General features: G+C 72.1%; 13 protein-coding genes. 6 read left to right on the top strand and 7 right to left on the bottom strand.

All coding sequences use genetic code 11. From position 1 onward, the window contains the following. Positions 1–136: 136 nt before the first annotated feature. Positions 137–1594 carry an aldehyde dehydrogenase gene (locus tag AB0M11_RS33480; RefSeq protein ID WP_365711885.1) on the top strand — a complete coding sequence of 486 codons (1458 nt, stop codon included), beginning with the start codon at positions 137–139 and terminating at the stop codon, positions 1592–1594. A 9-nt stretch (positions 1595–1603) separates the two neighbouring features. Then, the gene (locus tag AB0M11_RS33475) at positions 1604–1837 is read left to right on the top strand and encodes a ferredoxin (RefSeq protein WP_365711884.1); all 234 of its coding nucleotides are present in this window, start codon (positions 1604–1606) and stop codon (positions 1835–1837) included. Positions 1838–2125: 288 nt separating this feature from the next. Here the strand turns inward: AB0M11_RS33475 and AB0M11_RS33470 are convergent, their stop codons facing one another. Both AB0M11_RS33470 and AB0M11_RS33465 read right to left on the bottom strand, forming a co-directional pair. Continuing rightward, positions 2126–2779 (bottom strand): 1,4-alpha-glucan branching protein, encoded by a 654-nt coding sequence (locus tag AB0M11_RS33470; RefSeq protein ID WP_365711883.1) that lies wholly within the window; start codon positions 2777–2779, stop codon positions 2126–2128. Positions 2780–3240: 461 nt separating this feature from the next. Then, on the bottom strand, positions 3241–3882 hold the full coding sequence (locus AB0M11_RS33465) for a TetR family transcriptional regulator (protein WP_365711882.1): 642 nt from the start codon (positions 3880–3882) through the stop codon (positions 3241–3243). 220 nt (positions 3883–4102) lie between these two features. Between AB0M11_RS33465 and AB0M11_RS33460 the strand changes: the two genes are divergently transcribed. Genes AB0M11_RS33460 through AB0M11_RS33450 form a run of 3 tightly spaced genes read left to right on the top strand, consistent with a single transcriptional unit; the run spans position 4103 to position 7358 of the window. Next, a complete protein-coding gene (locus AB0M11_RS33460; protein ID WP_365711881.1) occupies positions 4103–5527 on the top strand; it encodes a glycosyltransferase family 4 protein in 1425 nt (474 codons plus the stop codon). Next, a complete protein-coding gene (locus AB0M11_RS33455; RefSeq protein WP_365711880.1) occupies positions 5521–6291 on the top strand; it encodes a class I SAM-dependent methyltransferase in 771 nt (256 codons plus the stop codon). The genes AB0M11_RS33460 and AB0M11_RS33455 overlap by 7 nt, the downstream gene beginning before the upstream one ends. Further along, positions 6288–7358 carry a prenyltransferase/squalene oxidase repeat-containing protein gene (locus tag AB0M11_RS33450; RefSeq protein ID WP_365711879.1) on the top strand — a complete coding sequence of 357 codons (1071 nt, stop codon included), beginning with the start codon at positions 6288–6290 and terminating at the stop codon, positions 7356–7358. Before AB0M11_RS33455 ends, AB0M11_RS33450 begins: the two co-directional genes overlap by 4 nt. Before the next feature lie 98 nt (positions 7359–7456). Here AB0M11_RS33450 and AB0M11_RS33445 read toward each other — a convergent pair whose 3' ends face one another. Then, positions 7457–7744 (bottom strand): hypothetical protein, encoded by a 288-nt coding sequence (locus tag AB0M11_RS33445; RefSeq protein WP_365711878.1) that lies wholly within the window; start codon positions 7742–7744, stop codon positions 7457–7459. 134 nt (positions 7745–7878) lie between these two features. Between AB0M11_RS33445 and AB0M11_RS33440 the strand changes: the two genes are divergently transcribed. Then, the gene (locus AB0M11_RS33440; RefSeq protein WP_365711877.1) at positions 7879–8445 is read left to right on the top strand and encodes a hypothetical protein; all 567 of its coding nucleotides are present in this window, start codon (positions 7879–7881) and stop codon (positions 8443–8445) included. Here AB0M11_RS33440 and AB0M11_RS33435 read toward each other — a convergent pair. The 4 genes from AB0M11_RS33435 to AB0M11_RS33420 form a co-directional block, all read right to left on the bottom strand. Next, the gene (locus AB0M11_RS33435; RefSeq protein WP_365711876.1) at positions 8442–9452 is read right to left on the bottom strand and encodes an LLM class F420-dependent oxidoreductase; all 1011 of its coding nucleotides are present in this window, start codon (positions 9450–9452) and stop codon (positions 8442–8444) included. The two genes, AB0M11_RS33440 and AB0M11_RS33435, sit on opposite strands and share 4 nt — an antisense overlap. A 95-nt stretch (positions 9453–9547) precedes the next feature. Beyond that, positions 9548–10321: a hypothetical protein gene (locus AB0M11_RS33430; RefSeq protein WP_365711875.1), complete on the bottom strand. Its 774-nt coding sequence runs from the start codon at positions 10319–10321 to the stop codon at positions 9548–9550. A 178-nt stretch (positions 10322–10499) separates the two neighbouring features. Then, positions 10500–11420, bottom strand: a complete 921-nt coding sequence (locus AB0M11_RS33425) for an N-acetylmuramoyl-L-alanine amidase (RefSeq protein WP_365711874.1) — start codon at positions 11418–11420, stop codon at positions 10500–10502. A gap of 22 nt (positions 11421–11442) precedes the next feature. Continuing rightward, a complete protein-coding gene (locus AB0M11_RS33420) occupies positions 11443–12096 on the bottom strand; it encodes a class I SAM-dependent methyltransferase (protein ID WP_365711873.1) in 654 nt (217 codons plus the stop codon). Between the last annotated feature and the right edge of the window lie 275 nt (positions 12097–12371).

Here is a 12371-nt window from a genome sequence, read left to right as displayed (position 1 = left end):
CGGCCCACGCGGCGTGACGGCACACCCCACTGGCGGCAAAACCGCTGGTGGGGGCCTATTCGGCCCTGCCCCTGGCTTAGTTGAACTAGAACTGGTATCAGTTCTGAGACATCGTCAGGAAGGGTGGCGGGGCGCCATGACCGAGTTCCTGGAACACGGACAGCTGTTCATCGGCGGGGAGTTGACCGACCCCCTGGGCAAGGACGTCATCGAGGTGGTCTCTCCGCACACCGAGGAGGTCTTCGGCCGGGTGCCGCACGCCTCGCGGGAGGACGTGGACCGGGCGGTGGCGGTGGCCCGGCGGGCCTTCGACGAGGGACCCTGGCCGCGCATGACGCTCGACGAGCGGATCGAGGTCGTCGGACGGATCAAGGACGCGATCGCCGTGCGGCACGAGGAGATCGCCCGGGTGATCTCCGCCGAGAACGGCTCCCCGTACTCCTGGAGCGTCCTCGCGCAGGCGCTGGGCGCGATGATGGTGTGGGACGCGGCGATCAGGGTCGCACGGGACTTCACCTACGAACAGGCGCGCGACGGGGTGCTCGGCAAGATCCTGGTGCGGCGGGAGCCGGTCGGGGTCGTGGCGGCCGTGGTGCCCTGGAACGTGCCGCAGTTCGTGGCCGCCGCCAAGCTGGCCCCGGCGCTGCTCACCGGCTGCACGGTGGTGCTGAAGCCGTCCCCGGAGTCGCCGCTGGACGCGTACATCCTCGGGGAGATCACGAAGGAGGCCGGGCTGCCGGAGGGCGTCCTGTCCATCCTCCCGGCGGACCGCGAGGTGAGCGAGTACCTCGTCTCCCACCCCGGCGTCGACAAGATCTCCTTCACCGGCTCGGTCGCGGCCGGCAAGCGCGTGATGGAGGTCGCCGCGAAGAACCTCACCCGCGTGACCCTGGAACTGGGCGGCAAGTCGGCGGCCGTCGTGCTGCCGGACGCGGACGTGGCCACCGCCGTCGCCGGCATCGTCCCCGCGGCCTGGATGAACAACGGCCAGGCGTGCGTCGCCCAGACCCGCATCCTCGTCCCGCGCTCCCGCTACGACGAGTTCGCCGACGCCTTCGCGGCCGCGGCGAGCGCCCTGAAGGTCGGCGACCCGCTGGACCCGGCCACCCAGGTGGGCCCGCTGGTCGCGCGCCGCCAGCAGCAGCGGAACCTGGACTACATCCGGATCGGCCAGGAGGAGGGCGCCAAGATCCTCACCGGCGGCGGCCGGCCGGCGGGTCTGGACAAGGGCTGGTACGTCGAGCCGACCCTCTTCGGCGACGTCGACAACTCCATGAGGATCGCCCGCGAGGAGATCTTCGGCCCGGTGATCTGCCTGCTCCCCTACGGCGACGAGTCCGAGGCCCTGAAGATCGCGAACGACTCGGACTACGGGCTGAGCGGAAGTGTCTGGACGGCGGACGTGGCCCACGGCATCGAGGTCGCGCGCCAGGTCCGCACGGGGACCTACTCCGTGAACACCTTCAGCCTCGACATGCTGGGCCCCTTCGGCGGCTACAAGAACTCCGGCCTGGGGCGCGAGTTCGGCCCGGAGGGGTACGGCGAGTTCCTCGAACACAAGATGATCCACCTGCCGGCCGGCTGGGAAGGATGAGGGACCGCCATGGGTGACCGCTGGCACGTCGAGGTCGACCGCGCCCTCTGCATCGGCTCGGCCCAGTGCGTCCACCGGGCCACCGGCTCCTTCCGCCTCGACTCCGCCATGCAGTCCCACCCCGTGGACCCGGAGACGGACGCCAACGGAAAGATCCTCGACGCGGCGGAGAACTGCCCCGTGGAAGCGATCACGATCACCCTCCTGGGCACCGAGGAGCCGGTGTTCCCACCGGAGGACTGACGGGTCTCGCCGGGGGGTGTATGCCTGCCTGCCGGCGGAGGGCTGCCGGGTCTCGCCGGGGGGTGTATGCCTCCGGGCGGGGGCTGGCCGGTCCTGCCGGAGGGTTGGACGCCTGCCGGAGGAGGGCAGACGGGGGCTTGCCGGGGGGCGTATGCCTGCCTGCCGGCGGAGGGCTGCCGGGTCTCGCCGGAGGGGTGAACACCTCCCGGCGGAGGGCTGACGGGTCTTGCCGGAGGGGGCAACGCCTGCCGCCGGGAGGGCCGGCCGGTTCCGTCGGGTGGCCGTTCCCTACCGTGGCTGCAGTGTCGCGAACAGGGCCCGGGGGCGGGTGCCGTCCGGCTGGTCCCAGACGCCGGTGACCTGTCCGACCGTGCCCTCGGGCGCGGTCGAGCCGGGGGTCAGTACGCGCCGCAGCCGCAGCACCAGCCCGCCGCCCGGTACGGCGAGATCGGTGCTCTCGTCGGTGTCGACGGGGGCGCCGAGGCCGGGGACAGGGCCCTCGCCGGTGTAGGAGCGGGCGATCTCGCGGTCGGGCGTGTCGGTGAGGCTCTGCGCCTGCGCCTCGGCACGGCCCTCGATCAGCGCGAGCAGCGCCGCGGTCAGTACCGGATCGTGGCAGCCGTCGTAGGCCCAGCGGGGGCCGAGGACCCCGTGTTCCATGGTGCCCACGAGCGCGTGCTCGGCGCCGTCGAGCGGGGCCCCACGGTAGGTGAGCGGTACGAGGTGCGCCACCGTGCCCCCGGTGCCCTCCGTGCCCTCGTCGGCGGTGGTGACGATCATGAACTCGATCCCGACCTCGCCCGCCGGGTCGTCGAGCCGGAACCCGCCGGCCTTCGTCAACTCCGGTGCGGCCGCTCCCCGGTACCAGGGCCGGGTGGGCAGCCAGTCGGCGAGGAGTTCGAGCTTGGTGGGCTTGACGGTGGTGTTGTGGATGAGTGCCATGGGGGCGATTCTGCGATCGGGCGAGGGCGCCCCGCCAGGCCGTTTCCGCCCCGACGACCGCGACATCCTGCCAGGTGGTCCCCCGAGCCTCCGGTGCTCGACCGATGTGTCAGGAAAAGTCGAAAAAATCACTCTTCAGGGGGTTCTCATTCGCCCTGTCCGTTCTATTCTGGAATCAGCCTACGAGGCGAGTGAGGGAGTCCGAGCGGAGTAGCCGACTCAGGCGTGACGCAGATGCAGAAGCATCCGCCGGTGCCGACGTCGACGGTCGGGCTGAGAGGCCGGAAGGCAGCAGTAGGGCCGGACGGCGACCCCCAACACCTGATCCGGACCATGCCGGCGAAGGGAACCCGTCTCGTAGGTCTTTCGCGTGCAGCCGGGGGCTACCACGTGCCCCCCCAGACTCTCGCCCCCCGCGGTCGTCGCGTGCGCCGCGGTGCCTACGGCTTCCGTCGCGGTGCCTACCGCTTCTCCTGTGGCTGCTCTTCCGGCTCCGTCAGGTCGATCAGCCGGCACACCGTCTCGATGTCGATCTTCACCTGGGCGATGGAGGCCCGGCCCGAGAGCCAGGTGATCAGGGCCGAGTGCCAGGTGTGCTCGATCACCCGGACGGCGGACAGCTGGGCCGGGGAGGGGTCGGTCAGTCCCATCGCGTCCAGGATGATCGCCGTGGTCTGCCGGGAGACCTGGTCCACCTCGGGCGAGACGCTGCGGTCGGCGAAGGTGAGCGCCCTGACCATCGCGTCGGCCAGGTGCGGCTCCCGCTGGAGGGCGCGGAAGGCCCGCATCAGGGTCTCGGCGACCCGCTGGGACGCCGTCTCGCCCGCCGGCGGCTTCTTGCGCAGCGTGCCGTGCATGTGCTCCAGCTGGTCCTGCATGGTCGCGACCAGCAGGTGCACCTTGGACGGGAAGTACCGGTACAGGGTGCCCAGGGCCACCTGGGAGGACTCGGCCACCTCGCGCATCTGCACCGCGTCGAAACCGCCCCGGCTGGCCAGCTGGGCGCTCGCGTGCAGGATCCGGCGGCGCCGGGCCTCCTGCCGCTCGGTGAGCGGCGGGGTGGCCGATCTGGCGCCGATGTCCACCTTGGCTTCCGCAGGCATGGGTCCCGTCCGTGACAGTCGGTGAGGGCAGTGCTCAGGGCGAGTGATCAGACAGCATGGCAGGGGTTCCCGCCGTGGCGCGAATCACCTGATCCACTGCTCACTCCGCCCCTACCTGCCGGTAGATTCAGAGCCTCTTGAACGATCAAGTCTGAAACTTGTTCTAGATTAGCGTCCCGGCGTAACCTCACGGGAAAGTGCAGGGAGAAGGGGGCCCGGAGTGACCGCTGAGGCCAGTCGGGCGGGTGCCGACGAGGAACCCGCCGCCGACGGCGAGCGACCGCTCGACATCGCACTCCTCACCTACAAAGGGAACCCGTTCTGCGGCGGCCAGGGTGTCTACGTACGGCACCTGTCGCGCGAGCTGGCCCGCCTCGGGCACCGGGTCGAGGTGATCGGTTCGCAGCCGTACCCGGTCCTCGACGAGGGCTACCCGGGCCTCACCCTCACCGAGCTGCCCAGCCTCGATCTGTACCGCTCCCCGGACCCCTTCCGGACGCCGAAGCGGGACGAGTACCGGGACTGGGTCGACGCCCTCGAAGTGGCCACCATGTGGACCGGAGGCTTCCCCGAACCGCTGACCTTCTCCCTGCGCGCCCGCCGCCATCTGCGCGCCCGCGCCGGGGAGTTCGACGTCGTCCACGACAACCAGACCCTCGGCTACGGCCTGTTGGGGGACATCGGCGCCCCCCTGGTCACCACGATCCACCATCCCATCACCGTCGACCGGCAGTTGGAGCTGGACGCCGCCGAGGGGTGGAAACGGCGGTACTCCGTGCGACGGTGGTACGCCTTCACCCGGATGCAGCGCCGGGTGGCCCGCCGGCTGCCGTCCGTGCTCACCGTCTCCGGCACCTCCCGCCAGGAGATCGTCGACCACCTCGGCGTCCGCGGGGACCGCGTGCACGTCGTCCACATCGGCGCCGACACCGACCTGTTCGCGCCGAATCCGGCCGTCCCCCAGGTCCCCGGCCGGATCGTCACCACCTCCAGCGCGGACGTCCCGCTCAAGGGGCTCGTCTTCCTCGTCGAGGCCCTCGCCAAGGTGCGCACCGAGCAGCCCGCCGCCCACCTCGTCGTCGTCGGCAAGCGGCCCGCCGAGGGGCCCGTCGCGCAGGCCATGGAGCGGTACGGCCTCCAGGGCGCCGTCGAGTTCGTCAAGGGCATCTCCGACGCCGAACTGGTCGACCTGGTCCGGTCCGCCGAGGTGGCCTGCGTGCCGTCGCTCTACGAGGGCTTCTCGCTGCCCGCCGCCGAGGCCATGGCGACCGGCACCCCGCTGGTCGCCACGACCGGCGGCGCCATCCCCGAGGTCGCCGGGCGCGACGGCGAGACCTGCCTGGCCGTGCCCCCCGGCGACGCGGGCGCGCTGGCCGCCGCGCTCGGACGGCTGCTCGGCGACGCGGACCTGCGGCTGCGGCTCGGCCGTGCGGGCCGCGAGCGGGTGCTGCGGCACTACACCTGGGCGCGCGCCGCGCAGGGCACGGTGGCCCACTACCGCGAGGCGATCGACCGCCGTGCGGGCGAGGCCGTACCGGCGCGCTCCGTGCCCTGCGGTCCCGGCCGCTCCGCGCCCCGCAGTCCCGGCCGCTCCGCGGCCTCCGCCGGTGTTCGTCACGAGAGTGAAAGCAGGGCCACGTGCTGACCGTCGACTTCTCCCGGTTCCCGCTCGCGCCGGGCGACCGCGTCCTGGACCTCGGCTGCGGGGCGGGCCGGCACGCCTTCGAGTGCTACCGGCGCGGCGCCCAGGTCGTGGCCCTCGACCAGAACGGCGAGGAGATCCGCGAGGTCGCCAAGTGGTTCGCGGCGATGAAGGAGGCCGGCGAGGCCCCGGCGGGCGCGACGGCCACCGCGATGGAGGGCGACGCCCTCGCCCTGCCCTTCCCCGACGAGTCCTTCGACGTCGTCATCATCTCCGAGGTGATGGAGCACATCCCCGACGACAAGGGCGTGCTCGCCGAGATGGTGCGGGTGCTGAAGCCCGGCGGCCGGATAGCCGTCACCGTGCCCCGCTACGGCCCCGAGAAGGTCTGCTGGGCGCTCTCCGACGCCTACCACGAGGTCGAGGGCGGTCACATCCGCATCTACAAGGCCGACGAGCTGATCGGGAAGATCAAGGAGGCCGGCCTGCGGCCGTACGGCTCGCACCACGCGCACGCGCTGCACTCGCCGTACTGGTGGCTCAAGTGCGCGTTCGGCGTCGACAACGACAAGGCGCTGCCGGTGCGCGCGTACCACAAGCTGCTGGTCTGGGACATCATGAAGAAGCCGCTGGCCACCCGGGTCGCCGAGCAGGCGCTGAACCCGGTCATCGGCAAGAGCTTCGTCGTGTACGCCACGAAGCCGCACCTGCCCCGGACCGAGGCCGGCGCCCAGGCCCCGTCGGACGCCGAGGCGGCCGCCAAGTGACCACCCCCCGGACAGAACACCTCGTCCTGCCCGGGGTCCTCACCGCCGAGCAGGCCGCCGCGACCGTCCGCGGCATCCTCGCCGTGCAGCGGGAGGACGGCGCGATCCCGTGGTTCAGGGGGCACCACCTCGACCCGTGGGACCACACCGAGGCCGCGATGGCGCTGGACGCGGCCGGGGAGCACGAGGCGGCCGAGCGGGCGTACAACTGGCTCGCCCGGCACCAGAACGAGGACGGCTCCTGGTACGCGGCCTACGCCGACGGCGCCCACGACGACGTCACCGACCGCGCCCGCGAGTCCAACTTCGTGGCGTACATCGCCGTCGGCGTCTGGCACCACTACCTGTCCACCGGCGACGACACGTTCCTCGACCGGATGTGGCCCGCCGTCTACGCGGCCGTCGAGTGGGTGCTGCGGCTGCAGCAGCCGGGCGGCGAGATCGGCTGGCGTCGTGAGGACGACGGCACCCCCACCGACGACGCGCTGCTGACCGGGAGTTCGTCCATCCACCACGCGCTGCGCTGCGCGCTCGCCATCGCCGAGCAGCGGGAAGAGCCGCAGCCGGACTGGGAGTTGGCGGTGGGCGCGCTGCGGCACGCGATACGGCTCCACCCGGAGCGGTTCCTGGACAAGGACCGGTACTCGATGGACTGGTACTACCCGGTCCTCGGCGGGGCGCTGACCGGTGCGGAGGCGGGGGCGCGGATCGCCAAGGACTGGGACCGGTTCGTGGTGCCCGGGTTCGGGGTGCGGTGCGTCGTCCCCAACCCGTGGGTGACGGGCGGGGAGTCGGCAGAGCTGGCGCTGGCGCTGTGGGCGGTGGGGGAGTCCGACCGGGCGCTGGAGATCCTCCAGTCCATCCAGCACCTGCGGGACGCGGAGTCGGGGCTGTACTGGACGGGGTACGTGTACGAGGACGACGCGGTGTGGCCGCGGGAGCTGACGACGTGGACGGCGGGGTCGTTGCTGCTCGCCGTGGCCGCGCTCGGGGGGCATGACGCCACCTGCGCCGTTTTCGGGGGCGGGGAGCTTCCTTCTGGCCTTGAGGTGGATTGTTGCGCCTAGTGGGGCGGGGGAGCTGTGCTACGGTGGGTGCGGCGCCGTAGGGGCTGGTCGCGCAGTTCCCCTCGCCCCCTTCGGGGCGCTCCACCGACCGGCGCTTGTCAGTGGCGGTGCATGCGGTTCGCTATGGCGTGGCCGATGAACAGGTAGACGATCGCTGCCAGGCCGTAGCCCGCCACCACCCTGGCCCAGGCCTTGTCGAAGGTGAACAGGTCACGCGACCAGCCTGCGAGCCAGGCCGCCGTGTCATGGACGAACTGGACCAGGCTGTTCGCCCGGTTCGCGTCCAACAGGTACATCAGGATCCACAGGCCCAGGATGAGGGCCATGACGTCGGCGATGAGCGCGACGACCCTACCGGCCTGATTGGCACCGCGTTCAGAGGACATACCCTGCGGCTTGCCGCCGAACGGTCCTTGAAACCTGGACCGTGTCCCCCGAGTGGCGAGGTGCCGCCGTCTGGGTGACGCTGCCGGAGGGAGGAACCGCTCGGGGACGACACCGAGACACACGGGAGGACCCCGTGCCCGTACCGATACGGCGCCTCGTCGTCGCGCTCACCGTCTGCTGCGCCCTGGTCGCCGGCGTCACCGCCTGCGCCGGCAGCACCCGGAGCAAGGCCGTGGACACCGGAGTCGTGGCGGCCCCGGTGGCCGACACACCCAGTCCCAGCACGTCCGCGGAGAAACAGAAGTTCGCCAAGGCGCGGTTCGTCGCCAACGCGGGACTCGCCGCCGGTGCGACCTACCAGTGGATCGTGAAGCCGTGGAAGGCCGGCAAGTTCAAGAAGGGCGCCCACGGCCGCACCTTCACCCTGGTCAAGGCGGCCGCCGCGGGCGGGTTCGCGTACAACAGGCTGAAGGCCGCCAAGCGGAACGCCCAGGGCGATCCGTTGCTGTCCAAGGCCCTCGCGCCGCTCTCCGCCGCCATCGACGGGCTGAAGGGCCTGCCGGGCAAGCTCCGCAAGGGGGACGGGAACGCGGCCGGTGCCTTCGACGACGTCATCAACAAGGTCAAGGAGGCGGGCCAGAGCGCCGGCGCCCCGGTGCACAACCAGGTGCCCACGGCCGGTCAGCTGGCCGGTCACTAGGAGTTCAGCTCGGCGAGCACCCGCAGGGTGTGGGGGTCCGGGGCCAGGGCCAGCAGGTCGGTCACCGGGCCCTTGCGCCACAACTCCAGCCGCTCGGCGATGCGTTCACGCGGGCCGACCAGCGAGATCTCGTCGGCGAAGGCGTCCGGCACCGCCAGCACCGCCTCCTCCCGGCGCCCCGACAGGAACAGTTCCTGGATCCGCCGGGCCTCGGTCTCGTACCCCATGCGGGCCATGAGGTCGGCGTGGAAGTTGCGGGCCGCGTGGCCCATGCCGCCGATGTAGAAGCCGAGCATCGCCTTCACGGGCAGCAGCCCGGCCGCCACGTCGTCACAGACCCTGACCTGGGCCATGGGAGCGACCAGGAAGCCCGCCGGGAGGTCGGCGACCGCCGGGCCGTACACCTCGGGCCGGTTCGGCGCCCAGTACAGCGGCAGCCAGCCGTCGGCGATCCGGAGCGTCTGGGCGACGTTCTTCGGCCCCTCGGCACCGAGCAGGACCGGCAGTCCGGCCCGGAGGGGGTGGGTGATGGGCTTCAGCGGCTTGCCGAGACCGGTCGCGTCCGCCCCCCGGTACGGCAGCGGGTGGAAGCGCCCGTCCACCGTCACCGGCCCCTCGCGCCGCAGCACCTGCCGCACGACGTCCACGTACTCACGGGTCGCGGTCAGCGGCGAACTCGGGAACGGCCGGCCGTACCAGCCCTCGACCACCTGCGGTCCGGACAGCCCGAGCCCGAGCAGCATCCGGCCCCCGGACAGGTGGTCCAGGGTCAGCGCGTGCATCGCGGTGGTGGTCGGCGACCGGGCCGCCATCTGGGCAACGGCCGTACCCAGCTTGATCGTCGACGTCCGTGCGGCGATCCAGGTGAGCGGGGTGAAGGCGTCCGAGCCCCAGGACTCCGCCGTCCACACCGAGTCGTACCCGAGCCGCTCCGCCTCCTGGGCGAGCGGCACATGGTCCGGGGAGGGCCCGCGCCCCCAGTAGCCGAGCGCCAACCCCAGTCGCATGTCCGCCTCCTGACGTCACGTCAGACAACTGCCGGGCGACTGTACGGCAACGGCCCCTCACCCGGAAGGGCAAGGGGCCGTCCGTACTGGGGTGTTCAGCCGCGCTGGATCCCGGAGGTGTCCTGGAGCACGCCACGGCGGCCGTCCTGGGTCTGGGCCACCAGGGCGGCGCCCCGCTGCTCTACCGCCAAGTACCAGGTGCCGGGCGCCAGTTCGGCGATCGGCGCGGGCGAGCCGTCCTCCGCGAACAGCGGCCGCGACACCGGGACGGCGAACCAGAACGGCGAGAAGTCCGCGGCCGGCGGCTGCTGCGCGGCGACCGGGGGCTGCTGGCCGAACGGCTGGCCGGGCTGCGGCTGGGCGCCGTAGGGCTGGCCGGACTGCGGGGCGCCGGCGCCCGGGTAGCCGTAGCCGCCGGGGGGCTGGGCGCCGTAGGGCTGCGGGGCCGGCGGCTTGGGGGCCGGGATCAGGGCCGCCTGGAGGGCGGGCACCAGCGGGGTGGCGACGGCGGCCGCGGCCAGGACCAGAGCCGCGATCAGGCCGAGGATCAGACCGGAGCCCGCACCGACGTCCAGGCTCTTGAACTCGTCGGTGAACGGGCCCAGCGGGTCGATGGTCGACCAGAACGCGGTCCACAGGGAGAACACCGTGAGGCCGACGCCGATCTGTCCCAGGTCGAGGCCCACGAACCTCAGCGGCTGCGGCAGGGCGCGGGCGAGGACGATCAGGACCGCGCCGGCGATGCCGCCGACGTACATGCTCATCACCAGGCCGAGGTTGTCCCAGGCGTTCGGGGCACCGTTGCCGGACTTGTCGAACGTGTCGAGGAACGACGCGATGAACAGCAGGACCGCTGCACCGATCACCACGCCGTCGCCTCTAGTGAGGGAGCGGATATTCACTTCAGGTCCTTCGTAGGTCGTCTCGTCGGCTGAGGAGGCGTCGCGGGGGTGTGCCCCTCATCGTTCGGAACCGATCGCAGGAATCGTAGGACGGACACTATCGTCCGAACGATCAGGGTGTCCGCCCGGAGGGGCTCGCCCCTGCCTACCCGCGCAGGAAACCCACGATTCCCTCAGAGATCCCCTGCGCCGCCTTCTGCCGCCAGGCGCCACTGGTCAGCAGTGCCGCGTCCGAGCTGTCCCGCATGTTGCCGCACTCGATGAACACCTTGGGAACCGTTGACAGATTGAGACCGCCGAGATCCTTGCGTACGTCGAGACCGGTGCCGCCGCCGACGTAGTTGGCCGGCGCGGAGCCCGTGACCTTCGCGAAGTCGCGCTCGACACGCTCGCCGAGGGCGCGGGAGGAGGCGACGATCGGACGGGTGTCGGCGGCACCCGAGTGCACCGACGCGGGCAGGATCACATGGAAGCCGCGGTCGCCCTCGGGCGCTCCGTCGGCGTGGATGGAGATGGCCGCGTCGGCGTGCGCGGCGTTGCCGATCTCCGCGCGCCGGGTCACGCACGGTCCCCAGGCCGGCTGGTCCCCGTCGTGGGTCAGCTTCACCGTGGCGCCCTGCCGCTCCAGCAGGGTCCGCAGCCGGTGCGCGACGTCGAGGGTGAAACGGGCCTCGCTGTACCCGGCGTTGGTGGACGTGCCCGTCGTGTCGCACTCCTTGAAGTTCGTCCCGATGTTCACCTTCTGGTTGATCTCGGACGTGTGCCGGAAGTTCCCCGGGTTGTGCCCCGGGTCGATGACGACGACCTTGCCCTGCAGCGGGCGGGCCGCGTCCGGGCTCGGCACCTTGGCGTCGTCGCCCGGGGACACGGGCGCCGACTTGGGCGTCCCGGTCCGCGCCTGCCCGGCAGCGCTTGCGCGGGCGCTTCCGCCGGGCTTGCCGACCCCTTCGTACACCACCCATCCGAGCAGCGCACCGGGCACCAGCGCGGCGAGACCGACGGCGAGCGGCGCCCGCCGGAACCGGCGCTGCCGCGAGGGATCGAATTCCGGGCCTGAGTACGACACGTCTGCGACTCTAACCGCGCTCTCAGATCCCCGCCGCCGTTCGCCGCAGGACACGCAGCGAGTCGTGGGCCGAGACCTCCGTGAAGGCGCCCGACTCCAGGGCGCGCAGGTAGACGCGGTAGGGGGCCTGGCCGGTGAACTCGTCCAGCGGGTCCGGGAAGACGTCGTGGATCAGCAGCAGGCCGCCCTGGGCCACATGGGGGGCCCAGCCCTCGTAGTCGGCGGTGGCGTGCTCGTCGGTGTGGCCGCCGTCGATGAAGACGAGGCCGAGCGGCGAGTTCCAGAACGCGGCGATCTGCGGGGAACGGCCGACGACGGCGACCACGTGGTCCTCCAGGCCCGCCCGGTGCAGGGTGCGCCGGAAGGCGGGCAGCGTGTCCATCAGCCCGATCTCCGGATCGACCGTCTCCGGGTCGTGGTAGTCCCAGCCCGGCTGCTGCTCCTCGCTGCCCCGGTGGTGGTCGACGGTGAGCGCGGTGACCCCGGCGGAGCGGGCCGCGTCCGCGAGCAGGATCGTCGAACGACCGCAGTACGTCCCGACCTCCAGCAGCGGGAGGCCGAGCCGCCCGGCCTCGACGGCGGCCGCGTACAGCGCGAGCCCCTCACCGACGGGCATGAACCCCTTCGCCGCCTCGAACGCGGCCAGGATCTCGGGTTTGGGGGCTGCCGCGGTCATGGGCGTCCTCTCGCTCACTGCACTCACTGCGCTCGTCACTGCGCTCGTCCGGCTGTTCGGACAGCCATGCTGCCGCACACCCCCGCCGGTGGTACGACGGGGGTGCGGACGGCGTCCTTGCGGGAGTCACGCGCCGACCGGGCCGCCGGGTGTCACGCGCCGACCGGGCCGCCGGGTGTCACGCGCCGACCGGGCCGCCGGGTGTCACGCGCCGACCGGGCCGCCGGGAGTCACGCGCCGACCGGGCCGCCGGGGGCTCGCGTCGGCCGGGCGCC

Source organism: Streptomyces sp. NPDC051987 (assembly GCF_040680735.1).
In the GTDB taxonomy this organism is placed as follows: Bacteria; Actinomycetota; Actinomycetes; order Streptomycetales; family Streptomycetaceae; genus Streptomyces.
The sequence above is the reverse complement of the archived record's forward strand: the minus strand, read 5'-3'. Positions and strand labels throughout refer to the sequence as shown.

Coding starts and splice junctions, on each gene's coding strand:
- AB0M11_RS33480 (WP_365711885.1), top strand. CDS start 137: ATGACCGAGTTCCTGGAACACGGACAGCTGTTCATCGGCGGGGAGTTG.
- AB0M11_RS33475 (WP_365711884.1), top strand. CDS start 1,604: ATGGGTGACCGCTGGCACGTCGAGGTCGACCGCGCCCTCTGCATCGGC.
- AB0M11_RS33470 (WP_365711883.1), bottom strand. CDS start 2,779: ATGGCACTCATCCACAACACCACCGTCAAGCCCACCAAGCTCGAACTC.
- AB0M11_RS33465 (WP_365711882.1), bottom strand. CDS start 3,882: ATGCCTGCGGAAGCCAAGGTGGACATCGGCGCCAGATCGGCCACCCCG.
- AB0M11_RS33445 (WP_365711878.1), bottom strand. CDS start 7,744: ATGTCCTCTGAACGCGGTGCCAATCAGGCCGGTAGGGTCGTCGCGCTC.
- AB0M11_RS33435 (WP_365711876.1), bottom strand. CDS start 9,452: ATGCGACTGGGGTTGGCGCTCGGCTACTGGGGGCGCGGGCCCTCCCCG.
- AB0M11_RS33420 (WP_365711873.1), bottom strand. CDS start 12,096: ATGACCGCGGCAGCCCCCAAACCCGAGATCCTGGCCGCGTTCGAGGCG.